This window comes from Frondihabitans sp. GW821-FHT04F02, assembly GCF_059420045.1.
On record NZ_JBWKSZ010000007.1, the window covers coordinates 67,196 to 91,517 of the forward strand.

The window sequence follows — 24,322 nt, forward strand, 5'->3', positions numbered from 1 at the left end:
TTTGGAGGAAGCGTGACCTCGATCTGGCTCGACAAGGTCCGCGAGATCCCCACCGACGAGTTCGAACCTCTCGCGACCTACGACGACGTCGTCATCGGCGCCGGCCTCACCGGCCTCGTGACCGCCCTCCTCTTCGCCCGGCGCGGGCACACCGTCGCGGTCCTCGAGGCGGGCCGGGTCGGAGGGCTCGCCACGGCCAGCTCGTCGGGGATGGTCAGCCGCCTGCAGGGCGCGCAGCTGCAGAAGATCCGCCGCCGCACCTACCAGTCCGTCGTCGACGCGTACGTGGCGGGCACCGGCGAGGCCTTCGACTGGCTCCTGGGCTACGCCGCCGACGCGGGCGTCGACGTCGAGCGCCGCGACGCCTACAGCTACGCGACCGACCGCCGCGGACTCGCCCGCGTCGACGCCGAGTACCTCGTCGGCCGACGCGCCGGGCTCGACCTCGAGAAGACCGTCGACGTCGACGCGCCTTTCGCGACCATCGGCGCCGTGCGCCTCCGCGACCAGGCGCAGCTCGACCCGCTCGACCTCGTCGCGGCGCTCGCCGCCGACCTGCGCGCCCTCGGCGGCGTCATCGTCGAGAACGCCCGCGTCACCGGCGTCGATGCCGGCGATCCCGCGACCACGCACACCGCGCTCGGCGACGTCTCGTCGGAGCGCGTGCACCTGACGACCGGCGCCCCCATCCTCGACCGCGGCCTGTACTTCGCGAAGATCGCGCCGCGCCGCTCGTTCGGCCTCGCGTTCTCGGGCATCGATGCGGCTGAGCTCCCCGACGCCATGTACCAGGGCGTCGACGACGGCGGGCGCTCGGTGCGCAGCTTCGGCAGCCAGCTGATCGTCGGCGGGGGAGCGCACGGTGTCGGCCGAGCCTCCTCGGAGGCGCAGATCGCCCACTCGCTCGAGCGCTGGACGCGGACGCACTGGCCCACCGCGCACACCCGCCGGGTCTGGAGCGGGCAGGACTACGCGACGCCGCACGGCGTGCCGTTCGTCGGCTCCCTGCCGCGCGGGCGCGGGCGCATCTACCTCGCGACCGGCTACGACTCGTGGGGCATGACCGGTGCGGTCTCGGCCGCCCGCATGCTCGTGTCGGACGTCGTCGGCGACAACACTCCGTGGATGACCACCATCCACCACCGTGTCACGACCCCGGTCGCCATTGGAGCCGCGCTCGGCGAGAACGCCGCGGTGGCCTGGTCGTTCGCCCGCGGCTGGGGCAGGGCGCTGACCAACCCGCTCCTGCCGGGCGAGCTCCCGTCCGAAGGGCACGGACGCGTCGGCATCGACGGCTTCACGCCCGTCGCGCGCTCGACCGTCGAGGGCGAGACCTGCACGCTCTCGGCCGTCTGCCCTCACCTCGCCGGCGTCGTCACCTGGAACGACCAGGAGCTCACCTGGGACTGCCCGTTGCACGGCTCCCGCTTCACCCGCACCGGAGAGGTCATCGAGGGTCCGGCCGGTCGCGGCCTCGCCCGTCACGACGACTGACCGGCCCGGCCCTCGACGACGGACACGCCCGGCGCGGACTCCGCTGGCCTTGGGGTCGAGCGGGGCGTAGCATAAGCGGGAACACGGCTTCGCCTTCCTGTGCGACTGTCCGTGCCAGCGACTTTCGGCCCCGGCTCCTGCCAGGTGTCCGACGGATCTCTCCGATCCGCCTGTCGCACCCGGGGGCCGCCACCGAATGCCGGTCTCTCAGCATTTCCGCATCCGGCCGAACCACCGGCCCCGATGCAGACCTTCCCGCCTACCGGCGCGACACCACGGTGCCGCCCGACCGGAGGCCACACTAGGAGGAGCCTTGGCTCGACCAGGCCAGCGCCAGTCCGGCGGTACTCGAACCGCCACCCGCTCGAACCACCGACGCGTCCGCGACCTCGACAACGACGGCATCATCCCCGTCCTCGCCAAGGCCGTCCGCGAGGTCGAGGCCGCCGCGCAGCGCGGCCCCGTCAAGCCGTCCGGGCGCACCAAGTTCCAGGTGGTCGCGATCCTCATGCGCGAAGAGCGCGCCCGCGTCAAGGGCGACAAGACGGTCGGCGACGCCGACCGCGCCGAGCAGCTCAAGCGCCTCGACGGCGTGGCGACGATCCTCGCGAAGGCGGCCGCGCGCGACACCTCGCTGATCGCCCTGCTCGCCGAAGAGGTCGTGGTCTCCGAGACCGCGCGTTCGCTCAAGCGCGACATGCTCATGGCCGCCGGCGCCGAGATGAGCCCCGACGACCTCATCATCACCACCGAGGCCGCAGCGCCGACTGTCTCGACCGAGCGCCAGGTGATCCCGCAGTCGGTCATCTCTCGCCAGCTGGCGAACCCCTTCCTCGCGCCTGACTTCGCCCTCGCCGAGCAGCGTGAGGCGCACCCGCGCCGCCTGGCCAACTGGGAGCTCTTCGGCCCCCTGTTCAAGTCGTTCGAGTACGGCGCCGGCGGTGTCTCGGCGTGCATGGACCTCCCCGAGCCGACCACCCTCAGCGCCCCCGGCGGTGCCGAGATGATGCGCCACCAGGCGCAGGTCGTCGAGGCGGCGGCCGAGGGCCACCGCACCTTCCTGCTCGCCGACGAGCCGGGCCTCGGCAAGACCGCGCAGTCGCTCCTCGCCGCTCAGGCCGCGAACGCCTACCCCCTGCTCGTCGTCGTGCCCAACGTCGTCAAGACGAACTGGGCTCGTGAGGTCGGCCTCTGGACCCCGAATCGCACCGCCACCGTGATCCACGGCGACGGCGACACCATCGACGGCTTCGCCGACATCGTCATCGTCAACTACGAGGTGCTCGACCGCCACGTCGGCTGGCTCGGCGACCTGGGCTTCCGCGGCATGGTCGTCGACGAGGCGCACTTCATCAAGAACAAGGACTCGCAGCGCTCGCGCAACGTGCTGCAGCTCTCGGCGCGGATCCGCGCCCGCACGGCTCACCCCCTCCTGATGGCGCTGACCGGCACGCCGCTGATCAACGACATCGAGGACTTCAGGGCGATCTGGCAGTTCCTGGGCTGGATCGACGACAAGAAGCCCGGCGCCGAATTGATGGAGGCACTCGAAGAGACCGGTCTGACCCCGGCCGAGCCCGGCTTCTTCGCATCGGCCCGCGCCTCGGTGATCGACCTCGGCATCGTGCGCCGGCGCAAGGTCGACGTGGCCGCCGACATCCCGGCACGCAGGATCGCCGACCTCCCCGTCGAGCTCGACGACGAGGCGGGCCGCTCCATCCGCGAGGCCGAGCGCGACCTCGCCAAGAAGCTCGTCGCCCGCTACCAGACCGCTCTCGCCACCCGCACCTCCGGCGTGCAGGTCGAGGGCATCGACCACGACCTGGTGCGCCAGGTCGCCAAGTGGGAGCTCGAGGACGGCGACGGCGGCAAGACCGGCGAGAACGTCTTCAGCATGGTGCGCCGCATCGGCCAGGCCAAGGCCGGCCTCGCCGCCGACTACACCGCTCAGCTGGCGCGCAACGTCGGCAAGGTCGTCTTCTTCGCCAAGCACATCGACGTCATGGACGTCGCCGAAGACACCTTCAAGCGCCGCGACATCAAGTTCGCGTCGATCCGCGGCGACCAGTCGTCGACGGTGCGCCAGAAGAACATCGACGCGTTCGTGAACGACCCCTCGGTCGAGGTGATCGTCTGCTCGCTCACCGCCGCCGGCGTCGGCCTCAACCTTCAGGTCGCCTCGAACGTGGTGCTCGCCGAGCTCTCGTGGACCGACGCCGAGCAGACGCAGGCCATCGACCGCGTGCACCGCATCGGCCAGGAGGAGCCCGTCACCGCGTGGCGTGTGATCGCCGCCCAGACGATCGACACCAAGATCGCCGAGCTCATCGACTCGAAGGCCGGCCTCGCCGCCCGCGCGCTCGACGGCTCGGACGAAGAGGTGACCTCGTCGGCCGACGTGCAGCTCGGTGCGCTCGTCGCACTGCTCACCGACGCGCTGTCGGCGTCGCCCGCGGCGCGTCGCGCGGCGCCGCAGCGCCGCCGCTAGCCCCGCCCCTGAGTCGCCCCGCTAACCGTTTCACGTACAGCTAACCGTCGCGGCGGTTAGCCCTGCGTGCAACGGTTAGCGCAGGCGAGGCCTCATGGCCGCCGACAGCAAAGCCGCCAGCCGTCCCGATGCCACCACTTCGTGCCACGTCCAGCGGACGAAGCCCCGCACGGCGGGGTCGGCCCTGATCCAGTCCTCGCGCACCTTCTCGGCGATCACCACCTCGTGCGGCTCGAGCCCGGACCACCGGCCCGAGTCGCGGTACTTGGTCATGCCGTCGAACTCCCCGACGAGCCCGAGGCCCGGCCAGAAGAAGTCGACGTCGGCATGTTGACTGTCGGGGCCGTCGAAGGGCGCCTGAAGCTCGGGGGCCTCGATGCGCGCCTCGAGCATGACCACGCGGCTCAGCGACTCGCCCGGTCGATTCGCCCGGTGGTCGGCGAAGTCGATGGCCCGAGCCGCTCTCACGCTGCCTCGCGCCGTCGGCTGACGCTCGAGGTCGCGTCGGAGACCGTCCTTCGTCACGAGCCCGGAGCGGAGGCAATGGTCGAGGACGACGACTGACTGCCGGAAGGACGCCGTCAGTGCGATGTCGAGAGCTGTCCGTGTTGGCGTCGTGACAAGTACTCCGAAGCGCTCGGCGACCTCGGCCGGGCCCAGTGAGCCCGCGTGCTTCACCGTGAACGCGTTCTGCACCGTCTGAGTGATCCTGCTGTCTGTCACGTGAACTCGCTTGGGTGGCGCACCGAGGCGAGGCATGCCCCAGAGGGCCGCCGCAGAGAGGCGGGAGACCACGGCCGTGCCGTGCAGGGTCGTGACCGCTGCGACGATGCGCATGATCTCCTTCTCGTCGAGGGACAGCGACATCCAGTGCGCAGTCCGGACGTAGCGCCCGGGCACGACCCGGACGAGGTCGCCACGGAGACACGCGCGCCGGACTTCGGTGTCGTCATGTGATGAGTGGACGAGGAGATGAGGGCCGATCTGCACCCGACAAGCGTGGCGCACCGGCGACCACCGGGGGACGCCTCGCGACCCGTCTGTGGAGAACTCCTGGAGGGCGGCAGGTGTTGACTGCAAGAGCCCTAACGAGCGCCCCATTTCGAACGAGCACTCGATTTCGAACCAGTACAGAGAAGTGAGACCCCATGCCCGAGTTCTCCGGCTACGCCCACGTCGCCATCACGGTCACCGACCACGCGAAGAGCCTCCCGTTCTACGAGATCGTCTTCGAGACGAAGCCGGTCGGCGAGATCGTGACCGACGACTTCGACCGCAAGATCTTCCCTGCCGGAGGGGGCCAGATCTTCGGTGTGACCGAGTACACCGAGAAGAAGGCCGGTCGCTTCGACCCGCTCGTTCCGGGCCTCGATCACGTCAGCTTCGCCGTCCCGAGCGGCTCCGACGTGGTGCGCATCCAGAACCGGCTCGCCGACGCGGGGATCCCGGGCGACCTCGTCGAGGTGGACTACGGCACCGTCCTCAACATCAAGGACCCCGACGGCAACGCGATCGAGTTCTTCGCGGCGCCCGACTCGACCGACTGATCCGTCGTGGGAGTCCGCGCCGACTTGAGCGCCGGGTGGCGGCTGTTCCTTCCGTACGCCCGAGAGGTCGTCCCTCCCCGCCGTCAGCGGATCCTGGCCGCCGTGGTCGTCGCGCTCGGTCTCGGCGGCTCCGCGGGCCTGTCTGCGGTCGGCGTCTTCGACGGCGTCCCGAACGTGCTGATCTCGCTGGCTGCTGGCGTGGCGCTTGCCAGCATCGCCGCGTGGATCCTCATGACACGCTGGCGCCCGAAGCTATCCAAGCAGGACCGCTACCGGTCGATCTCCGAATGGAATGACCCCCGACCGGCGTTCCAAGGCCTGATCCTGTCGTCGTTGGGAGCGTGCGGGATCGTGGTGGCCTTCATGATCGGGATGGTAGGTGTCGTCATCGGAAGAGAGGGAAACGGCTTCGGCGCGTTCGGCGCGCTCTTCGCGATGATGATTCCCGTGGTGAACGCTGTGACGTTCGTGAGGAAACTGGGACAGACACCGGACTCATTACCCGAGAAGAATCCGGGGCAGGATCAGCCAAGCGCCTCGAAGCCCTACCGTCAGCTCGGCACGGATCACCCCGACGACTACAAGCGCTGAGGGCTAAAGCCGCGCCTTCACCTCGGCCAGCGACGGGTTGGTCGCCGAGGTGCCGTCAGGGAAGATCACCGTCGGAACGGTTTGATTGCCGCCGTTGACGCTCTCGACGATCTCGGCGGTGCCGTCGACCTCTTCGATGTTGATCTCGTTGTAGGCGATGCCGTCTTTGGTCAGCTGCTGCTTGAGGCGCGCGCAGTAGCCGCACCAGCCGGTCGAGAACATCGTGATCGTGCCGGCCGCGGGCACGTAGTCATGGGCAATGGTGGTCATGGTCAAAGGGTACGCCGGGCGGGCCTGGAGTTGAGTGGAGATTCCGAACGAAAGGCTCACCCCATGGCTCAGACCATCGCCGACCAGCTCGTCTCCCAGCTCGTGGAGGCCGGGGTGCGTCGCATCTACGGCATCGTGGGCGACAGCCTCAACCCGGTGGTCGACGCAGTCAGACGCACCGGCGGGTCGGCGAAGGGCGGCATCGACTGGATTCACGTGCGGCACGAGGAGGCGGCCGCGTTCATGGCCTCCGCCGACGCTCAGCTGACCGGCGAGCTGGCGGTGTGCGCGGGCTCGTGCGGCCCCGGCAACCTCCACCTGATCAACGGACTCTACGACGCGCACCGCTCCGGCGGGCCCGTGCTCGCGATCGCCAGCCACATCCCCGCGAAGCAGATCGGCATGTCGTACTTCCAGGAGACCCACCCCGACCGCCTGTTCACCGAGTGCTCGGGCTACTCCGAGATGATCTCGACCGCCGAGCAGGCGCCGCGCGTGGTCGCGAGCGCGATCCGGCACACGCTGGCCGGCGACGGCGTCAGCGTCATCACGCTGCCGGGCGACATCGCGGAGTTCGAGGCGGCCGGCCATGTGCCCGCGTACGTGGCGACGAAGCCGCCGACTCTCGAGCCGAACCCCGACGACCTCCAGGCCCTCGCCGACGCCCTCAACGCGGCGAAGTCGGTGGCGCTGTTCGTCGGGGCGGGCGCGGTCGGCGAGCACGATGCCGTCGTGGAGCTGGCCGAGTTCCTGCTCGCGCCTGTCGGCCACTCGATGCGCGGCAAGGACATCGTCCAGTACGACAACCCATTCGACGTCGGGATGACGGGTCTGCTCGGCTACGGGGCGGCGCACGCGGGCATCCACGACGCCGACGTGATGCTGATGCTCGGCACCGACTTCCCGTACGAGCAGTTCCTGCCCGACGGCGACAAGGTCAAGGTCGCGCAGATCGACGCCAATGCGGCGAACATCGGCCGCCGGGTCGACGTGCACCTGCCCGTGCACGCCGAGGTGGGCCCGGCGATCCGCGCTCTGCTGCCGCTGCTGAAGCGCAAGACCAACCGCAAATTCCTCGACGGCCTGCTCAAGAAGCACCAGAAGCTCATGACCGGCGTCGTCGGCTCGTACACGAAGGACGCCACGAAGATCGTGCCGATCCACCCCGAGTTCGCCGCCTCGCTGGTCGACCAGGCCGCCTCGGACGACGCGATCTTCACGGCCGACACCGGCATGTCGAACGTCTGGAGCGCCCGCTACCTGACCCCCAACGGCCGACGTCGCATCATCGGCTCGTACCTGCACGGCTCGATGGCCAACGCTCTGCCGCAGGCCGTCGGCGCCGCCTTCGCCTATCCGGGCCGCCAGGTCGTGTCGATGTCGGGCGACGGCGGGCTCTCCATGCTGCTCGGCGAGCTCGTGACCGTCGCCGCCTACAAGGTGCCGGTCAAGATCGTCGTGTTCAACAACTCGACGCTCGGCCTGGTCAAGGTCGAGATGCTCGTCGCAGGGCTGCCGGACTTCGGCGTCGACGTGCCCCCGACCGACTACGCGGCCGTCGCTCGGGCCCTCGGGATCCACGCTGTCCGGGTCGAGGACCCGGGCGACCTCGAGACCGCCCTCGAGGCCGCCTTCGAGCACGACGGACCCGCCCTCGTCGACATCGTCACCGACCCCCGCGCCCTCTCGCTGCCGCCGACCATCACCGGCACGCAGCTCAAGGGCTTCGCGCTGGCGATGTCGAAGGTCGTGATGAACGGCGGCGCCGGCGAGGCGGTCGCCATGGCGCGCTCGAACCTGCGCAACATCCCGAAGCCCTAGAGCCCGGGCGCAGGAACTGCGTGCCCGCCGCCGACCCTCAGGCCGCGGGCGCGCTCCGCGCCACCAGCCGCCCGATCGCCCCGAGCGGGATCCCGATCCAGTCGGGGCGGTTGCGCGACTCGTAGATGGCCTCGTAGACGGCCTTGTCGATCTCGAACGCGTCGAGGAGCGCGCGCTGCTGGCGCACGTCCGCGCCCGACGCCTCCACGTATCCGTCGACGAAGGCCCGGCGGGCGGCCGACGCCCAGGCGGTCGCGTCGATGCGGGGGCGCTCCTGCGCCAGCGACCCGGCGACATAGTCGAACGAGCGCAGCATGCCCGCGACGTCGCGCAGCGGCACGTCGGGGCGCGAGCGCTCGGGCATCGGCCGGAGCGGCTCACCCTCGAAGTCGAGCAGGATCCAGCCGCGCTCGGGTGACTGGAGCGCCTGGCCGAGGTGCAGGTCGCCGTGGATCCGCTGCAGGTCGGGCCAGGGGAGGTCGGTGACGGAGTCGTAGACGGCCTCGATGGCGGCGCGGTACTCCGCGACGGCGGGGACCTCGCGGGAGGCCGTCGCGATCCTGCGTCGCATGCTGGCGAGGGCGCCCTCGACCTCGGCGGGCCCGGCCGGAGTCGTCCCCAGGCGCTCGGCGAGGGTGTGGTGCACCTCGGCGGTGGCCTTGCCGAGCGCATGCGCCTGCTCGGAGAAGTCATGGCCGTAGCGAGCGGCTTCGAGCGCGACGCGCCAGGCGTCCTCCGACCCGTCCAGGAACTCCTGCGCGAAGGCGAGGTGCCCGTGCGCCACGCCCTCGTCGCGGCCCGGGTCGGTCCAGCTCGCCGTGACGAAGCCGAACGACGACGGAACACGCGTCGAGCCTCCGGCGGTTAGCGCCGCCTGCGAGGTGACGTCGGGGTTCTCGCCGTGGTGCAGCACGCGGAAGACCTTCGCGATGACCTTCGAGACCGGCCCGTCGACGTCGTAGATGATCGACGTGTTCGACTGCTCGCCCTCGAGCACCCGCGTCCGCACGACCCGCCCCGGGTCCTGGAGCAGCACGCCGTCGGCCGTGAGGTCGGAGCCGTCGACATGACTCTGCTGGGCCATCGTGGTCAGGAGGCCGCGCGCGTAGATCGGGTCGCGCGGGCCGTCGTAGAGGTAGTAGCCGTCGCTCGAACCGATGAACGCGTTGTCGCCACCGGGCAGCGGCGCCGTCCGGGCGACCATCGGCACCTGATAAAGGACCGGCTGCAGCGGGGCCTCGTCGATCACCAGCAGGGTCATGACGAGGGTGTCCTCGACCATGGTCTCCATGCTGCCGATCACGCGGATGTTCGGGGTGGCGCCCTTCGTGGCATACCAGCGCTGACGCGCCATCCAACCGGGGAACGACGGGGCAACAGTGCTCATGCCTCGCACAATACGCCCGGGTCCTTGCACGCGGCCTTCACCCGCATCCGATAGACAGGGTGAATGAGCACCCAGCAGATCGAGATCGAGCGCAAGTACGACGTCGGCACCGATGTGAGGGTGCCGGCCCTCGAGGGCGTGGGCCCGATCGCGACCGTGAGGCCCGACGAGCCCGTGAGCCTGCGCGCCGTCTACTACGACACCGCCGAGCACCTCCTCCTCGCGAACCGGGTCACCCTCCGCCGCCGCGAGGGCGGCCACGACGAGGGCTGGCACGTGAAGCTGCCGGCGGGCGGCGGCGCTCGCCGTGAGGTGCACGCGCCGCTGGGTTCCGCCGACGCGGGGGTGCCCGCTGAGATCCGCCGCCGGGTCGAGGCGATCCTGCGCGGTCGCCCTCTTCACCCGGTGCTCGTGCTCGAGACGACCCGCACCGCCACCGCGCTTCTGGACCCGGACGGTCAGCCGCTGGCCGAGCTCGCCGATGACGAGGTCACGGCGACCAACCCCGACACGGCCTCGATCCGCTCCTGGCGCGAGTGGGAGGTCGAGCTGGCACCCGGCGTCGATCGGGCCGACGGCGAGGCGCTCCTCGACGAGGTCGGCGACGTGCTCGAAGCCGCCGGCGCGTCCGTCTCGGCCTCGAAGTCGAAGCTCGCGCGCGGCCTCGGCGATCTGCCCGGCCTCGCCGCCGCCGTGCCGGCCCCCGCCGAGGACCCGATCGATCCCGACGACGGAACCGCCGGCGCCTTCGTGATGACCCGCGTCGCCGACCTCGTCGCCCGCATCGTCGCGCTCGACCCCTCCGCCCGCGACGACGAGGAGGACGCCGTCCACCAGTACCGCACGACCCTCCGTCGCCTCCGCAGCGTGCTTCGCGTGTACCGCGGCGTCGTCGATGCCGAGACGACAGCCGCGCTCGACGAGAGGCTGGCCGTGATCGGAGCGGCCGCGGGCGCCGTGCGCGATGCCGAGGTCGCCGAGCAGCAGCTCGCTGTCGACCTCGCCGAGGCCCCGCAGGGCTTCGTCTCTCACGATGTGGCGGGCAGGATCCGGGCGCAGTTCCGCGAGCAGGCCGTCGACGCCCGCTACCGCCTCGAGATCGCCATGACCGACACCTCGTACTTCGAGCTCCTCGACCAGCTGGAGGCGCTGCCGCGCGAGACTCCGGACGGCCCCTCGGCCGACAAGTCGGCGGCCAAGTACGCCGCCGCCCGCATCGCCAAGGAGTCGAAGCGGGCGCGCCGCGGCGCCAGGGCGGCCGCGGCCCTCGACGCGTTCGACGTCGTGCCGGTGCACCGGGCCCGCAAGGCGGGTCGTCGCCTGCGCTACGGCATCGAGGCCCAGAGGTCTGCTGAGCTCAAGGGCGGCGTCAGCCCGAAGGCGGCGCACGCGATCCAGCGCGTGCTCGGCGAGGCGCTCGACGCCCACGCGGCCATGGAGCGGTACCGCACCGTGGCCGACACCGCCCGATGGGCCGAGGAGGACACCTTCGGCTACGGCGTGCTCGCCACGGTCGCGCTCGGCCGCCGCGACGCCGCCTTCGCCCGCCTCCCCAAGCTCGCCGAGAAGCTCTAGCGCGGACACCCCTCGCCGGACGGGACCCTCGCGCTGGCCGGCGCCTCGCGCTGGCCGACCGCACGGGGCCCGCGCGCTCACACGCAGCGGCTCGCCGTGCGAAAGAGTGCCGCGGCCTCGGGGTTTGCTCGGGAGCCCCGACAGGTTCGCGCAACCTCACGCGAACCCGCAGCTGCCGCAAACGGAAGCCCGGGGCACTTCCGTCTGGAGACGCTTTCCCTGGGCGTGAATTCACGCCCAGGGAAAGCGGCTCTGGAGAAGATCCCCTGACCCCGTGGCCCGGCCCCGGCCCCGACGCCGCGGCCCCTGAGCCTGTGGTCGCCGACACCGCGGGGCGGGCTGCACATCGGGCCGGGCGGCGCGCTGCTCTCGGAGCGGCTCAGGCGCGCGCGTCGAGCAGCGCGACCAGCTTCTGGACCGTGGCGTCGTTGCGCGCGGTCACGGTCACGCCGAGTCCGCGCCACCACGCGGCCGGGACCTTCGTGGCGAGCTGTCCGTCGGGAAGCCACTGGTAGACGGCGGTCGCGGTCAGCGCGAGCTCTTCGGGCGCGAGCGCGGCCGGGTCGGGTACCTGCGACGTGGGATCGAGGGGGGCCGCGGGGAACGCGATGCTCACGCGATTGCCGGGTCGACCCGCGGCGCGCAGGGGACAGGCCTCGGCGACGGCGCGGAAGGCGTCGCCGGAGACCACGATCACCTCGCTGTCGACGCCGGTGCGCTCGCGCACTGCCCCGCGAATGGCATCCGCGCTCGGGCCGGCCTCGGCGCGGGTGTCGTAGACCACGTTGCCGCTGTTCAGCAGGGTCTTCACGTCCGTGCCTCCGAGGGACTCGACGGCCGCGCGCAGCTCGGCCATCGGCACCCGCTTGGCGGTTCCGACGTTGATGCCCCGCAGGAGCGCGACCCAGCTGCGCGTGTCGCTCACGGCCGAGCCGCCCCGGCCTCGACGCGCGCCGCACGCGACCCGGTCCCGATCACGACGCGGGCCGCCTCACGACGCAGTCCCGCTCACGACGCCAGCCCCAGCACCTCGAGCAGCCAGGCGATCTCGAAGGCGCGCTCGCGCCACGATTCGTAGCGGCCCGAGACGCCGCCGTGTCCGGCCTGCATCTCGATCTTCATCGTGGCGGGGGCACCGGCGTCGCGGAGGCGCGCCACCCACTTCGCCGGCTCGACGTAGAGCACCCTGGTGTCGTTGAAGCTCGTCACCGCGAGGATCCTCGGGTAGGCGCTGGCGTCGTCGGCCACGTTCTCATAGGGCGTGTACGTCGCCATGTAGTCGTACACGTCAGGATCGTGCAGGGGGTCGCCCCACTCGTCCCACTCGATCACCGTCAGGGGCAGATCGGGGTCGAGGATGGACGTGAGCGCGTCGACGAACGGCACTGCTGCCAGGATCCCGGCGAACCGGTCGGGGGCCAGGTTGGCGACGGCGCCCATGAGGAGCCCGCCGGCGCTGCCGCCCTCGGCGACCAGCAGCTGCGGGGTCGTGCGGCCCTCGGAGATCAGGTGGTCGGCCGCGGCGACGAAGTCGGTGAACGTGTTGCGCTTCGTCAGCGTCTTGCCGTTCTCGTACCACTCGCGGCCCATCTCTCCGCCGCCGCGGACGTGCGCGACGGCGAACACGACGCCGCGGTCGAGGAGCGAGAGCCGGGCGACGCTGAAGCCCGGGTCGATGCTGTGCTCGTACGATCCGTACCCGTAGAGGTGCACCGGCGCGGGCTGACCCGGCGCGACCAGGCCCTTCTTCCAGACCAGGGAGACGGGCACCAGGGTGCCGTCGTCGGCCGTGGCCCACTCGCGGGCCTGGTCGTAGTCGGCAGGGGAGTAGTCGCCGAGCACGATCTGCTGTTTGAGGGTGGTGCGAGTTCCTGCGCGGACATCGAGGTCGAGCACCGTCGCCGGCGTCACGAACGACGAGAACCCGAACCGCGCCGTCGCCTGGGTGAACTCGGGGTTGCCCGACCAGCCCGCCGTGAACAGGGCCTCGTCGAACTCGAGCACGTCGAGGTCGCCGTAGCCGGAGCCGTCGCCGGGCAGGCGCACGATGGCGATCTGCGAGAGGCCGTCGGCGCGGAAGTCGACGAGCAGGTGGCCGGTGAAGGCCTCGACGGACTCGAGTCGCCGAGCCGGGTCGTGGGCGAGGACCACGCGGCGGTCGCTGGTCGACTGCGGGTCGTCGGCCGGCACGTCGATCAGCTCGAAGCCGATGGCGCCCTCGTTGTGAAGGATCAGCAGGCGGTCGCTGCCGTCGACGATCGCGTGATCGATCTCGTACTCGACGCCCTCGCGGCGCGGCCAGACGACGCGGAAGTCGCCGACGGGGTCGGCTGCGTCGAGGATCCAGGTCTCGCTCGTGATCTTCGAGCCCGCCTCGATGAGGAGGTACTGCTTGCTTCGCGTGAGGCCGACGCCGATCCAGTAGCGGTCGTCGGGCTCGTGGAAGATCGAGACGTCGGCCTCCGTCGACCCGACGCGGTGGCGCCAGATGGTGTCGGGGCGCCACGACTCGTCGACGGTCGGGTAGAAGAGGTAGCGGCCCGAGGCGTCGAAGGTCGCGCCGGGGGCGGTCTCGGCGATCTCGTCGGCCAGGTCGGCGCCGGTCTCCAGGTCGCGGACGCGCAGCGTGTACCGCTCGGAGCCGTCGGTGTCGATGGCGTACGCCAGCAGGCCGCCGTCGGGCGAGACGTCGAAGCTGCCGAGCGAGAAGAAGTCGTGGCCCTCCGCCTCGATGTTGCCGTCGAAGATGACCTGCTCGCCGGCGGCGGGGGCGCCGGGCTCGATGGTCGGCGGGGTCCAGTCGTCGGTGCCGGTGATCGGCAGGCGGCACTGGATGCCGTACTGCTTGCCCTCGGCCGTGCGGGAGTAGTACCAGTAGCCGCCCTCGCGGGTCGCGACGCCGAGGTCGGTCTCCTGGACGCGGCCCTTGATCTCTTCGAAGACCGTCTCGCGAAGGCCCTCGAGGTGGCGGTTCTCGAGCTCCGTGAAGGCGTTCTCGGCCTCGAGGTGCGCGACCACCTCCGGGTTCTGCTTCTCGCGGAGCCACTCGTAGTCGTCGATGAACTCGCGACCGTGGTGACGACGGGTGATGGGCTTCTTGGGGGCGTGCGGTGCCTCTGGTGCTGCCATGACCAAAGCCTAGTGACGCCGGGCTAGAGGTGGCCCGCGTCTTCGAGCTTGCCCATCAGCAGCCAGACGGCCCGCGAGAGCTCGGGGTGCCACAGGGCGATCCGGCGCAGGAACTCCAGCTCGCCGCCCAGGCTCATGCCCGAGCTGGCCCCCGCCCCGGCGTGCCCGAACGCGTCCGCCCTCAGCGAGATCACGACCTGCTCGTCGACCGTCGGCAGCTCCGGGATGACCTCCCACGGGTCTTCGCCGGCGCGGCAGCGCAGCTCGATGAGCGTGCGGAGCTCGTCGTGGGCCTCAGCGCGCAGCACCTCCAGGCTGCGGCCAGCCCCCGAGAACTCGGGTGCGTCCGTGGAATCCATCTCGACAAGGTTACGCCCGTGCCGCTGGTGGCCTGCCATCCTGGACGCATGATCTCCGACCTGCGCCGCGTCTGCGTGGCCTACCTCCTTCGCGAGCACCAGGGCCGATCGCAGGTGCTCCTCGGCCGCAAGAAGCGCGGCCTCGGCGAGGGGCGGTTCGTCGGCCTCGGAGGCAAGTTCGAGGAGGGCGAGACCGAGCGCGAGGCCATCGTGCGCGAGATCGAGGAGGAGGCGGGCGTGGTGGTCGACCCCGCCGACCTCGACCGGCGCGGCGATCTGCACTACCTCTTCCCGGCCCGGCCGGCCTGGAGCCAGCGGTCGACGGTATTCGTCGTCACCCGCTGGGCCGGCGATCCGTCCCCCAGTGACGAGCTCGACCCCGAGTGGTTCGATCTCGACTCCGTGCCCCTCGACGAGATGTGGGACGACGCGAAGGCGTGGCTCCCCGGGGTACTCCTCGGGGGACACGTCTCGAGCGAGTTCGTCTTCGCCGACGACCTCGCGAGCGTGGCCTCGCACCGGACGGTTCCGTCCGGAACAGCGTAGATTCAGGCGTGTCCCCCCGGATGGGTGCCACCACGAAAGGGGGACGCGTCCGATCTGATCACTCACTAGATTCGATGTAGAGCCACCCGCCGGGTGACAAACGCATCGGGACAGATGCATGACCAAGCATTGCTGAGGGAGCATCATGAGCACGTTCGACAGCAGGATCGCGAACAACGTCCACCTTTCGACGGACACGAACCGTACCCCGGGGGTCGCCGCAAACCATGTCGGCTGGGTCGCCGCTCTCGTCTGGCCCGCTGTCTGGACCGCAGTCGTCGCAGGCAGCCTCCTCGGCTCCGAGGGCACCCTCCTCTTCTGGGCAGGCGTCGTCGGCGTGCTCGCCATGTTCGCCCGGCAGGCCGTGAAGGTCGCCCGGCGCAATGTGCGCCGCGCCAACTTCATCATCGACAACGCGCCGTTCGAGCGTGTCGCCCAGCCGTACGAGCGCCACTCGGCCTGAGGCCCTCCGCACTTCTCTCCACACGCAGACGCACCGCCCGGATCCCTCCCGGTCGGTGCGTTTCTGCGTGGAGCAGGTGTCAGGCGCTCGGCTCAGCCGTTGAGCGGGGTCTCGACGTCTCGCGAGCCGTCGGGTGTCGCCCGCATGACCGGGCGCACGAAGAAGTCGATGATTCCGAAGAGCACGGCGCCCATGAAGGCGACGATCGCGAAGCTGTCGAAGAGACGCGCCGTGTCGCCGCCGTTGCCCGCGAGCGCGATCGAGAGGACGTAGAGGACGACCGCGCCGACGACGAAGACGGCGACCAGGGCGAGGAGCAGGCGGTGCAGCTGAAGACGTGTCACGGGCCCAGGATACGCCGCCGCCGAGGGGTCACGAGCGAGTGCGCGCGACCGCCGACGTGTCCATCGCGAGCTCCTCGGCGTCGAGGCCGAGCAGCACGCGCCGCATCACCTCTTCGTCGAGGTTGCCGGCATCGCGCTCCCGCAGCACGACCTCGCGCCGCTTCTGCAGCAGCTCGCGCCGGATGCTCGCCAGCGCTCGAGCGTTGTTGCGCGTGGGGCGCGCCAGCGTCGGATCGGGCGTGATGTCCGGGATCGCGATGTGCGGGGTCGACCGCATGTCGGAGCCGCGCTCCGGCGACGGAGGCTCGACCTCCTCGGCGTCCGAGTCGGCTTCGGCTGCGGCGTCGCTGTCTTCGCGCAGCCCCTGGCGGAAGGCCTGGTCCTGCCGCTGGAGACGCTCCTTGAGGATGGTGATGCCGCGGTCGATCGGCTCCTCGCCCCACTCCTCGGCCCACGCGGCGCGACGGGTGTCGAGGTACTCGATGGCCTCCTGCGTGCTGTTGGACACCAGGCGCAGCTCGGCCTGCACGTCGCGCTCGTTCTGCTCAAGGTCTTGCACGCCGAGGCGTCGGATCATCCAGGGCAGGGTCAGGCCCTGGAGCAGGAGCGTGCCGACTGTCACGACGAACGCGATGAGGAACATGACGTCACGGGCGGGCACCTCTCGGCCGGAGTCCGTCATGACGGGGATCGAGACGGCGGCAGCGAGGGTGACCACACCGCGCATGCCCGTCCACGACAGCACGAGCAGCTGCCGCCAGGACAGCTTCGGATCGCGGCGACCCCAGAGCAGACGTCGGACTCGCGCCTTGCGGAACCGGCGGAACCGCACGTAGACGAACCGCCGCATGCCGCGCGACCAGTAGTAGGTGACGAAGATGAAGATCGGTCTGACGACGATCACGACTCCGAGCACGACGAACGCGACGCCGACGCTCTGGCCCAGATCGCGGCCGCTCTCCGTGACGTCGTTGACGACCGTCGAGAGCTGCAGGCCGATCAGCGCGAACACGAAGCCCTCGAGCGTGACGTCGGCGGCGGCCCAGATGGGGCGCTCCTGGAGGCGCGACGCGTAGCCCGCCTTGGGCGAGTTGTAGCCGACGTAGAGCCCGGCGGCCACGACCGCCAGCACGCCCGAGCCCTGGAGCTGCTCGGCCGTGATGTACGCGAGGAACGGCAGGATCAGGCCGATCACGATCTCGACGACGGGGTCTTTGACGTGGATGCGCAGGTAGTGCGCCAGCACGCCCAGCACCAGGCCCACGCCGACGCCCACCCCGATCGCGAGGCCGAAGATGCCGAGGCCCTGCCAGCCGGTCAGGGCGGCTCCGCCGACGATCGCGAGGAACACCTTCACCAGGGTCAGCGATGCGGCGTCGTTGATGAGGCTCTCGCCCGAGATCACGGCCATCATCTTGCGGGGCAGCCCCAGCTTGCGGCCGATGGACGCGGCCGACACGGCGTCGGGCGGGGCCACCACGGCGCCGACGAGGATCGCCGCCGGCAGCGACATGTCGGGGATCAGCACGTAGGCGATCCAGCCGACGACGAGCGCGGTCACGATGACGAGGAAGATGCCGAGCCGCCGGATCTGCACGAGGCTCTCGCGGAAGTTCTGGAACGACACGTCGAGCGAGGCCGAGTAGAGCAGCGGCGGCAGGATGACGGTGAGGATCACCTCGGAGTCGATCTCGATCTCGGGCAGCCCGGGGATGAACGACACCAGGAGCGCGACGGCGACGACGAGCAGGGGAGCGGGCAGGCCTCGCCAGCGGGCGAACGCGGTCACCGCGAGCGAGCCCGCGAGCAGAAGGAGGAGTTCGAGGAGTTCCAGGGCGGATCCATCCGTCAGGCCGTGAAGCAGGGGATCACCATTCTGCCAGGTTCCGCCCAGGCGACACCTGTGCCCCGACTCGCTTCCGCGCCTAGCCTTGGAACGTGATTCAGCGGACGACGACCTCGGGGGCGGTCCGCGGCGTGGCGGAGCGCGATGTGCTCGCGTGGCGGGGCATCCCGTACGCCGAGCCGCCCGTGGGCGAGCTGCGGTTCAGGGCGCCGCGAGTTCCTGCGCCCTGGAGTGGCGTCCGCGCCGCGCGGCACTTCGGCCCGGCAGCACCGCAGGATCGCGGGCAGTTCGTCGGCATCGACGCCACGACGCCTCAGAGCGAGGACTGCCTCACGATCAACGTCGTCGCTCCAGGCGGCTCGCGACCCGGCGCCGGCCTGCCGGTCATGGTCTACATCCACGGCGGGGCGTACGCCGTCGGGTCGTCGCGCGAGTTCCCGCGGCAGGGCGAGGCGCTGGTGCGCGAGGGCGGCATCGTCTACGTGTCGTTCAACTACCGCCTCGGAGGGCTCGGCTACGTCGACTTCTCGGCCTGGTCGACGCCCGAGCGCCCGATCGAGTCGAACCTGGGCCTGCGCGACCAGCTGCACGCGCTCGAATGGGTGCGCGACAACATCGCGGCGTTCGGCGGCGACCCCGAGCAGGTCACGGTGTGCGGCGAGTCGGCGGGGGCGAACGCCGTGACGACGCTGATGGCCGTGCCCCGGGCGGAGGGCCTGTTCCGCGCCGCGATCGCGCAGTCGTCGCCGGCCAACGCCATCTACGAGCCCGAGGTGACCGAGAGGTGGGCGGGCGACTTCCTCGAGATCCTCAGCCGTGTCGTGCGCGACGACGACCTCGAGTCGACCTCGCACGAGGACGCGCCGGCCCTGCTGCAGAGCGCGTCCACGCAGGCGATCGTGCGCGCGACGGCGAGGCTCTTCCTCCGGACGCCCGACGACGTGCCCGGGTCGATCTTCCTGTCGCCCGTGATCGACGGCGAGATCCTGCCGGAGCGCCCGCTCGATGCGTTCAAGGCGGGGCGCGCCCACCGGGTGCCGCTGATCATCGGCACCAACGACCGCGAGGGCTCCGTGTTCACGGGGCGCCGCGACATCCTGGCGACGACGCCGCTGCGCATCCGGTCGATCTTCGCCAACACGAAGAAGAAGGCCCGCAAGGCGATCACCGCTCAGTACCCGGGGCTGCCGTCGCGGCCCGCGGCGCTCGACTTCGGCGGCGACTTCTCGTTCTGGTTCCCGACGGTGAAGGTCGCCGAGCGGCACGCCCGGTTCGCGAAGGTGTTCTTCTACCGGTTCGACATCGCGCCGCGCATCCTGAGGGCGGCCGGCGTCGACGCGTTCCACGGGCTCGACCTCTACGCGCTCTTCGACCGGATGGACTCGGCGTTCGGCTTCGCCATGTCGGCGCTCGGCGGGCGACGCGCGTTCCAGCTCGCGGCCCGGCGGATGCGCCGCCGGTGGCTCGAGTTCGTGACGACCGGCGACGTGGCCGACTGGCCGTCGTACGACCCGTTCCGGCGCCGGACGCTCATCATCGACAAGGCCGACCGCGTCGAGTTCGACCCGCGGGGCGAGCGCCGCCGGGTCTGGCAGTCGTTCGTGCCGCACATCTGAACCGGTTCGTTCACCTGGCGTTTGACGCGCGTTCATCCGACTGGAAGAGTGACGGCGGTGGATCTCACAGTCATAGTCGTCCTGGTCATCGTGTTGGCCGTCTTCTTCGACTTCACAAACGGCTTTCACGACACGGCCAACGCGATGGCCACGCCGATCGCGACCGGGGCGCTGAGGCCCCGGGTGGCGGTCACCGTCGCCGCGCTCCTCAACCTGGTCGGCGCGTTCCTCTCGACCGAGGTCGCCAAGACGATCTCGGGCGGGATCATCCGCGAGGGTCCGGGCGGAGTCGAGATCACGCCGACGATGATCTTCGCCGGCCTCATCGGCGCCGTGATCTGGAACATGATCACCTGGCTCCGCGGCCTTCCGTCGTCGTCGTCGCACGCGCTCTTCGGCGGGCTCATCGGCGCGGCGCTCGTCGGGGCCGGGACGGGCTCGGTCGACTTCGGAGTCGTGCTCTCGAAGGTCGTGCTGCCGGCGTTCCTGGCGCCTCTCGTCGCCGGGCTCGTGGCCTTCACCGCGACGCGCCTCGCCTACCGGATCACGCGCCGGCCGGTCGGCAAGAACCAGCGCGGCGGCTTCCGAGTCGGGCAGATGTTCACGTCGTCGCTGGTGGCCCTGGCGCACGGAACGAACGACGCCCAGAAGACGATGGGTGTCATCACGCTGGCCCTGATCGCCGGCGGCTTCCTCGACACCGGGGCCAGCCCGCCGTTCTGGGTGATCCTCGTCTGCGCCCTCGCCATCGCGCTCGGCACCTACACCGGCGGCTGGCGGATCATCCAGACGATGGGCGGCGGCCTCACCGACATCAAGGCGACGCAGGGCTTCTCGGCCGAGGCGTCCACCGCCGCCACCGTGCTCGCGTCGAGCCACCTCGGCTTCGCCCTGTCGACGACCCAGGTGTCGTCGGGATCGATCATCGGCGCCGGCCTCGGCCGCCGCGGCGGTGTCATTCAGTGGGGCACGGCGAGCAAGATCGTGATCGCCTGGTTCATCACGCTGCCGGCGGCCGGTCTCGTCGGCGCCGCCTGCGAGCTGATCGCCCGCGCGGGGACCATCGGCCTCGTCATCGACGCCCTCCTCGGAGCCGGCGTCATCGTGGCCATCTTCGTCGCGTCGCGCCGCAAGCCCGCCGAGCAGTCCAACGCGCTCGAGGTCGACGTCGCCATGAACTCCGTCCTCACCCGGCAGGAGCGCCGGGCCCGCGCGAAGAAGCGCGGCGACGAGATGCTGGCCGAGCGACGCCGCATGAGCGACGAGTCGTCGCTCTTCGAGATGGGTGCCGACGACGCCGTCGACGTGCCGGCCGAGGGAGGATCCCGATGATCGACTGGGGAGCATTCGTCGTCGTCGCGCTCGTCTCGCTGGTGTCGGCGGCCGCGCTCGTGAGCCTGTACGCCGCCGGGCTCCGCCTCCTGGCCGTCGAAGGACCGGTCCGGGTGGCCCGTGCCGGCGCCTACGGCTGCTTCGTCGTGTGCGGGCTCGGCGTACTGTTCGGGATCTACCTCATCGTTCCGGCGTTCCACGGCGGCTGACCCGCTGGGTCACTCGATGGCGACCGCCACGGCGCCCCCGTTGACGAGCACCTCGAACGTCCCGGCGCGCGTGGTCTGCGTGAACACGTAGCGGTCGACCATGGCGCGATCGGCGGGCACGCACGTCACCTGGTCCGTGACGTTGTCGAACGTGCCGACGAAGCAGAGCTGCTGGGGGTTCTCGCCGGTCCCGAGCCAGAGGCGCCACCGCTCGCGGGTCGCGCTGGCCCTGGGGTCGTCGTCGTAGAGCAGCCTGCTCGACCGGGCGTCGACGTCGCCGCGGAGCGCGGTCGGCAGGGCGTCGGTTTGCACCTGCACCCGGCCGAGGGCCCGGGTGATGACCGACACCGTCAGCGGTGCGTCGGCGGTGATGGTCGGGCTCGGCGTCGGCGCGGCCGTGCCCGGGCGCAGCGTCGCGCCGGCCGTCGTCGCCGCGATCCCGAGGCCGAACGCCGCCACGGCGACGCCGGCGAGCAGAGCGCCGGTGCGGCGCGCCGACGGCCTACGCAGCGCCGCCGGCGCGGTGGCGGGCGCGGGCATGGTGGTAAGCGCGGTGGCGGGCGCGGGCGCGGGCACGGATTCCGGGGCGGTGGCGGGCGCGTGCGCGGGCACCGTATCCGGCGCGGCGGCGGGCATGGAGTCGAGGTCGCGGAGGGCCCGCGCGGCGGTGGCCGACTCGGCGGGCGTGGCATCGGGGGAGTACGCCACCTCGATCAGCCGGCGGCGGGCGGCGTCGCGGTCGTCGGCCGCCGGGCCGTCGGCGTCGCCGGGGCCCGGGTCACGCTCCGCCTCGCCTCGTGCCACCGTCGGCCTCCCGTTCTCGTCCCGCGCCGAGCGTAACCCCGGCGACCCGGAGGAGTCGCGCGCCGCCGCTCCCCGCCGGTCCAGGGCCGCCCCCGCCGAATCGGCACGCTCCCGCCGGCGCGACGGCGGGGCTGAGCCGAATCGGCGGGGTGCCCGGCCCGGTCCGGCGGTGTCGAGCCGAATCGGCGGGATCGAGCCGACCCCGCGGCGCCGGGGCCGCCCCCGCCGAATCGGCACGCTCCCGCCGGCGCGACGGCGGGGCTGAGCCGGATCGGCGGGGTGCCCGCCCCGATCCGGCGGTGTCGAGCCGAATCGGCGGGATCGAGCCGACCACGCGGGCCCGAGCCCGGCCCCACCCCGCGACCGCATGCCATGATCGACGCATGACGACCTCGACGCCGCGCAGGATCGCCGTCGCCATCAACCCGAGCGCCTCCTTCGGCCGCCATCGCCCGGTCGGCCCCGCCGTCGTCGACCGGCTGGGCGCCGCGGGCCACGACGTCGTGCCGCTCCAGCGGGGGTCGCACGCCGAGCTGCTCACCGCGTGCCGGGCCGAGCTGGCGGCGGGAGCCGACGCCCTGGTCGTCGTCGGCGGCGACGGCATGGTCAGCCTCGGCGTGGGGCTCGTCGCCGAGACCGGCACGCCGCTGGGGATCGTTCCCGCCGGCACGGGCAACGACTTCGCGCGGGCCCTCGGCATCCCCTACGACGACCCGGCGGCAGCGCTCGACCAGCTCGTCGGGCTGCTCGACGGCGAGCCGCGGGTGGTCGACGCACTCCGTGTCACGCACGGCGGCGGCGAGACCTGGGTCGCCGGGGGAGTGTCGGCCGGCTTCGACGCGTTCGTCAACGAGACCGCCAACCGGATCCGGCGCCCGCGCGGCCGTCTGCGCTACGACGTGGCGCTCGCGCTCGAGCTGGTGCGGCTCCGGCAGGTCGAGTACGAGGTGACCGTCGACGGCGAGACCCGGTCGGTGGCCGGCACGCTGGTGTCGGTGGGTAACGCGCGCTCCGTCGGCGGCGGGATCACCCTGCTGCCCGACGCGAGGATCGACGACGGCCGGCTCGATCTTCTCGTCGTGGACCGTCTGACGCGAACGCAGTTCCTGCGCCTGTTCCCTCGGGTCTCGAAGGGGACGCACGGCGACGATCCGCGCGTGCGGCTGAGCCGTGCCGAGCGGGTGCGCGTCGATGCGCCCGGCGTCATCGCGTACGGCGACGGCGAGCGGATCGGCCCGCTCCCCGTCGACGTCGGCGTGGTACCCGGGGCCCTGCGGGTGTTCGCCCCGCGTTAGAAGAGCCGACCGCGCAGGAACTGGCGCTCCCGCCCGCACCCGCCGCCGCTCAGTACCAGTTGTTCGCGACCGAGTGCGCCCAGGCCGCGCAGGGCGTGCCGTACGAGCCCGAGATGTACCCGAGGCCCCAGATGACCTGGGTCGTGGCGTTGGAGGCCCAGTCGGACGACACGCTCGCCATCTTGCTGCCGGGCAGCGCCTGGGGGATGCCGGTGGCGCCGGATGCATTGTAGGCCTGGTAGTTCCAGCCGGACTCCTTGGTCCAGAGGCTGACCAGGCAGCCGTACTGGTCGTCGCCCCAGCCGTACTGGCTGGCCATCAGGGCCTTCGCGGTGGCCTTGGCGCCGTCGGGCGTGTTCGCTGCGGCCTGGCGGATGGCGTCGGCCTTGGCCTCGGCGGCCTTGGCCTTCGCCGCGGTGGCGGCCTTCGCCTTCGCGGCGGCCTCGGCCTGGGCCGCCTTCTCGGTCGCCGCGGTGGCGGTCGAGACGGCGTCGGCGGCGTCCTGGGTCGCCTCGACGCGCGCCATGACGATGTCGGGGTCGGCGCTGCGGTAGTCCGAGAGCTTCGCGAGGCGGCTGCTGAGGGTCGTCGTGAATCGGCTCAGCGTCGTCGTGGATCGGCTCAGCGTGGTCGTGGACACGGTGGCATGCGTCTTCGTGGCGACGCTCTGCGCCTTGGCCTTGACGTCGTGGCCCGAGGCCAGCGCGATGGCGGCGACGGTGTTCGCCGTGTTCCGGGGCACGGCCGAGCCGGCGTGGACCGAGATGCGGTCGTCGCCGAGCCGGGTGATCGTCACTCCCGCGCCGGCGTCGATGGTCGGCGTGCCGCTCGGGGTGCCGGCGCCGACGCTGTCGGCCAGGGCCGATGTGCCGATCACGGGGGTGCCGGTCGTGGCGGAGACGACGACGCCGGTGCAGGCGAGGCCGGCGGCGACCGCGAAGGCGCCGAGGCCCGCCAGCCGGAGGCGGCGGGAGCGGCGGCGGGCGAGGGTCTGGCAGTGGCGGGTGGTGCTGGTGCTGGTGCTAGTGGCGGTGCTTCTGAAGGGCAAGGAGTTCCTCGTGCTCGACCGGTGTGCCACCACCTCGACGAAGACAGGGCGACGACGAATCGCGGCTCGCGCGGGGTCGCGGGAGCGCGCGGCCGTACCGGGCCGGGCCCCGGACGAAGCTCGGGACGCGCGTGCCAGGCGGATGGTGGGCCGGTTGC

At 71.5% G+C, this 24,322-nt stretch carries 22 protein-coding genes; 12 read left to right on the forward strand and 10 right to left on the reverse strand.

Going from position 1 to position 24,322, the window contains the following annotated elements; translation table 11 throughout:
• The first annotated feature begins 12 nt into the window (after window positions 1-12).
• Window positions 13-1,494: an FAD-dependent oxidoreductase gene (locus AC07TY_RS16825; protein WP_494786077.1), complete on the forward strand. Its 1,482-nt coding sequence runs from the start codon at window positions 13-15 to the stop codon at window positions 1,492-1,494.
• Between the two features lie 313 nt (window positions 1,495-1,807).
• Window positions 1,808-3,982, forward strand: a complete 2,175-nt coding sequence (locus AC07TY_RS16830; protein ID WP_123506021.1) for a DEAD/DEAH box helicase — start codon at window positions 1,808-1,810, stop codon at window positions 3,980-3,982.
• Window positions 3,983-4,057: 75 nt separating this feature from the next.
• Here the strand turns inward: AC07TY_RS16830 and AC07TY_RS16835 are convergent, their stop codons facing one another.
• Window positions 4,058-4,849: a type IV toxin-antitoxin system AbiEi family antitoxin gene (locus tag AC07TY_RS16835; protein WP_494786078.1), complete on the reverse strand. Its 792-nt coding sequence runs from the start codon at window positions 4,847-4,849 to the stop codon at window positions 4,058-4,060.
• 281 nt (window positions 4,850-5,130) lie between these two features.
• On the opposite strand from AC07TY_RS16835, the gene AC07TY_RS16840 reads away from it, so the two are divergent.
• A complete protein-coding gene (locus tag AC07TY_RS16840) occupies window positions 5,131-5,529 on the forward strand; it encodes a VOC family protein (RefSeq protein WP_488625908.1) in 399 nt (132 codons plus the stop codon).
• Window positions 5,530-5,535: 6 nt separating this feature from the next.
• Complete coding sequence (locus AC07TY_RS16845; protein ID WP_494786079.1) at window positions 5,536-6,120, forward strand: hypothetical protein; 585 nt, start codon at window positions 5,536-5,538, stop codon at window positions 6,118-6,120.
• Between the two features lie 3 nt (window positions 6,121-6,123).
• On the opposite strand, the gene AC07TY_RS16850 is transcribed toward AC07TY_RS16845, so the two are convergent.
• Window positions 6,124-6,390, reverse strand: coding sequence for a mycoredoxin (locus AC07TY_RS16850; RefSeq protein ID WP_494786080.1), 267 nt, complete (start codon window positions 6,388-6,390; stop codon window positions 6,124-6,126).
• Window positions 6,391-6,453: 63 nt separating this feature from the next.
• On the opposite strand from AC07TY_RS16850, the gene AC07TY_RS16855 reads away from it, so the two are divergent.
• Window positions 6,454-8,211, forward strand: coding sequence for a pyruvate dehydrogenase (locus AC07TY_RS16855; RefSeq protein ID WP_494786081.1), 1,758 nt, complete (start codon window positions 6,454-6,456; stop codon window positions 8,209-8,211).
• 37 nt (window positions 8,212-8,248) lie between these two features.
• On the opposite strand, the gene AC07TY_RS16860 is transcribed toward AC07TY_RS16855, so the two are convergent.
• Window positions 8,249-9,598 (reverse strand): maltokinase N-terminal cap-like domain-containing protein, encoded by a 1,350-nt coding sequence (locus tag AC07TY_RS16860; RefSeq protein ID WP_488625912.1) that lies wholly within the window; start codon window positions 9,596-9,598, stop codon window positions 8,249-8,251.
• A gap of 63 nt (window positions 9,599-9,661) precedes the next feature.
• Here AC07TY_RS16860 and AC07TY_RS16865 point away from each other — a divergent pair, with 63 nt between their 5' ends.
• Window positions 9,662-11,173, forward strand: a complete 1,512-nt coding sequence (locus tag AC07TY_RS16865; RefSeq protein WP_494786082.1) for a CYTH and CHAD domain-containing protein — start codon at window positions 9,662-9,664, stop codon at window positions 11,171-11,173.
• A 379-nt stretch (window positions 11,174-11,552) separates the two neighbouring features.
• Here the strand turns inward: AC07TY_RS16865 and AC07TY_RS16870 are convergent, their stop codons facing one another.
• The 3 genes from AC07TY_RS16870 to AC07TY_RS16880 form a co-directional block, all read right to left on the reverse strand.
• A complete protein-coding gene (locus AC07TY_RS16870; RefSeq protein WP_494786083.1) occupies window positions 11,553-12,098 on the reverse strand; it encodes a DUF1697 domain-containing protein in 546 nt (181 codons plus the stop codon).
• Between the two features lie 83 nt (window positions 12,099-12,181).
• Window positions 12,182-14,302 (reverse strand): S9 family peptidase, encoded by a 2,121-nt coding sequence (locus tag AC07TY_RS16875; protein ID WP_494786084.1) that lies wholly within the window; start codon window positions 14,300-14,302, stop codon window positions 12,182-12,184.
• A 23-nt stretch (window positions 14,303-14,325) separates the two neighbouring features.
• Window positions 14,326-14,661 carry a hypothetical protein gene (locus AC07TY_RS16880; protein ID WP_123506502.1) on the reverse strand — a complete coding sequence of 112 codons (336 nt, stop codon included), beginning with the start codon at window positions 14,659-14,661 and terminating at the stop codon, window positions 14,326-14,328.
• 48 nt (window positions 14,662-14,709) lie between these two features.
• Between AC07TY_RS16880 and AC07TY_RS16885 the strand changes: the two genes are divergently transcribed.
• Together AC07TY_RS16885 and AC07TY_RS16890 are read left to right on the forward strand one after the other, a co-directional pair.
• Complete coding sequence (locus AC07TY_RS16885) at window positions 14,710-15,207, forward strand: 8-oxo-dGTP diphosphatase (protein ID WP_488625916.1); 498 nt, start codon at window positions 14,710-14,712, stop codon at window positions 15,205-15,207.
• Between the two features lie 145 nt (window positions 15,208-15,352).
• The gene (locus AC07TY_RS16890) at window positions 15,353-15,670 is read left to right on the forward strand and encodes a hypothetical protein (RefSeq protein ID WP_123506010.1); all 318 of its coding nucleotides are present in this window, start codon (window positions 15,353-15,355) and stop codon (window positions 15,668-15,670) included.
• A 92-nt stretch (window positions 15,671-15,762) separates the two neighbouring features.
• Here the strand turns inward: AC07TY_RS16890 and AC07TY_RS16895 are convergent, their stop codons facing one another.
• Window positions 15,763-16,014 carry a hypothetical protein gene (locus tag AC07TY_RS16895; protein ID WP_494786085.1) on the reverse strand — a complete coding sequence of 84 codons (252 nt, stop codon included), beginning with the start codon at window positions 16,012-16,014 and terminating at the stop codon, window positions 15,763-15,765.
• Between the two features lie 28 nt (window positions 16,015-16,042).
• Entirely contained in the window at window positions 16,043-17,803 is a 1,761-nt protein-coding gene (locus tag AC07TY_RS16900; RefSeq protein ID WP_494786086.1) for a cation:proton antiporter, read from the reverse strand.
• A gap of 149 nt (window positions 17,804-17,952) precedes the next feature.
• On the opposite strand from AC07TY_RS16900, the gene AC07TY_RS16905 reads away from it, so the two are divergent.
• From AC07TY_RS16905 to AC07TY_RS16915, 3 genes are read left to right on the forward strand one after another with little or no spacing between them, the layout of a single operon-like run.
• Window positions 17,953-19,476: a carboxylesterase/lipase family protein gene (locus AC07TY_RS16905; protein ID WP_494786087.1), complete on the forward strand. Its 1,524-nt coding sequence runs from the start codon at window positions 17,953-17,955 to the stop codon at window positions 19,474-19,476.
• Window positions 19,477-19,533: 57 nt separating this feature from the next.
• A complete protein-coding gene (locus AC07TY_RS16910) occupies window positions 19,534-20,808 on the forward strand; it encodes an inorganic phosphate transporter (protein ID WP_123506006.1) in 1,275 nt (424 codons plus the stop codon).
• The gene (locus AC07TY_RS16915; protein WP_123506005.1) at window positions 20,805-21,017 is read left to right on the forward strand and encodes a hypothetical protein; all 213 of its coding nucleotides are present in this window, start codon (window positions 20,805-20,807) and stop codon (window positions 21,015-21,017) included. The genes AC07TY_RS16910 and AC07TY_RS16915 overlap by 4 nt, the downstream gene beginning before the upstream one ends.
• A gap of 9 nt (window positions 21,018-21,026) precedes the next feature.
• Here the strand turns inward: AC07TY_RS16915 and AC07TY_RS16920 are convergent, their stop codons facing one another.
• The gene (locus AC07TY_RS16920) at window positions 21,027-21,821 is read right to left on the reverse strand and encodes a hypothetical protein (protein ID WP_494786088.1); all 795 of its coding nucleotides are present in this window, start codon (window positions 21,819-21,821) and stop codon (window positions 21,027-21,029) included.
• A gap of 383 nt (window positions 21,822-22,204) precedes the next feature.
• Between AC07TY_RS16920 and AC07TY_RS16925 the strand changes: the two genes are divergently transcribed.
• Window positions 22,205-23,116 (forward strand): diacylglycerol/lipid kinase family protein, encoded by a 912-nt coding sequence (locus AC07TY_RS16925; protein ID WP_494786089.1) that lies wholly within the window; start codon window positions 22,205-22,207, stop codon window positions 23,114-23,116.
• 49 nt (window positions 23,117-23,165) lie between these two features.
• On the opposite strand, the gene AC07TY_RS16930 is transcribed toward AC07TY_RS16925, so the two are convergent.
• Window positions 23,166-24,164, reverse strand: coding sequence for an aggregation-promoting factor C-terminal-like domain-containing protein (locus AC07TY_RS16930; protein ID WP_494786090.1), 999 nt, complete (start codon window positions 24,162-24,164; stop codon window positions 23,166-23,168).
• Window positions 24,165-24,322 lie beyond the last annotated feature (158 nt).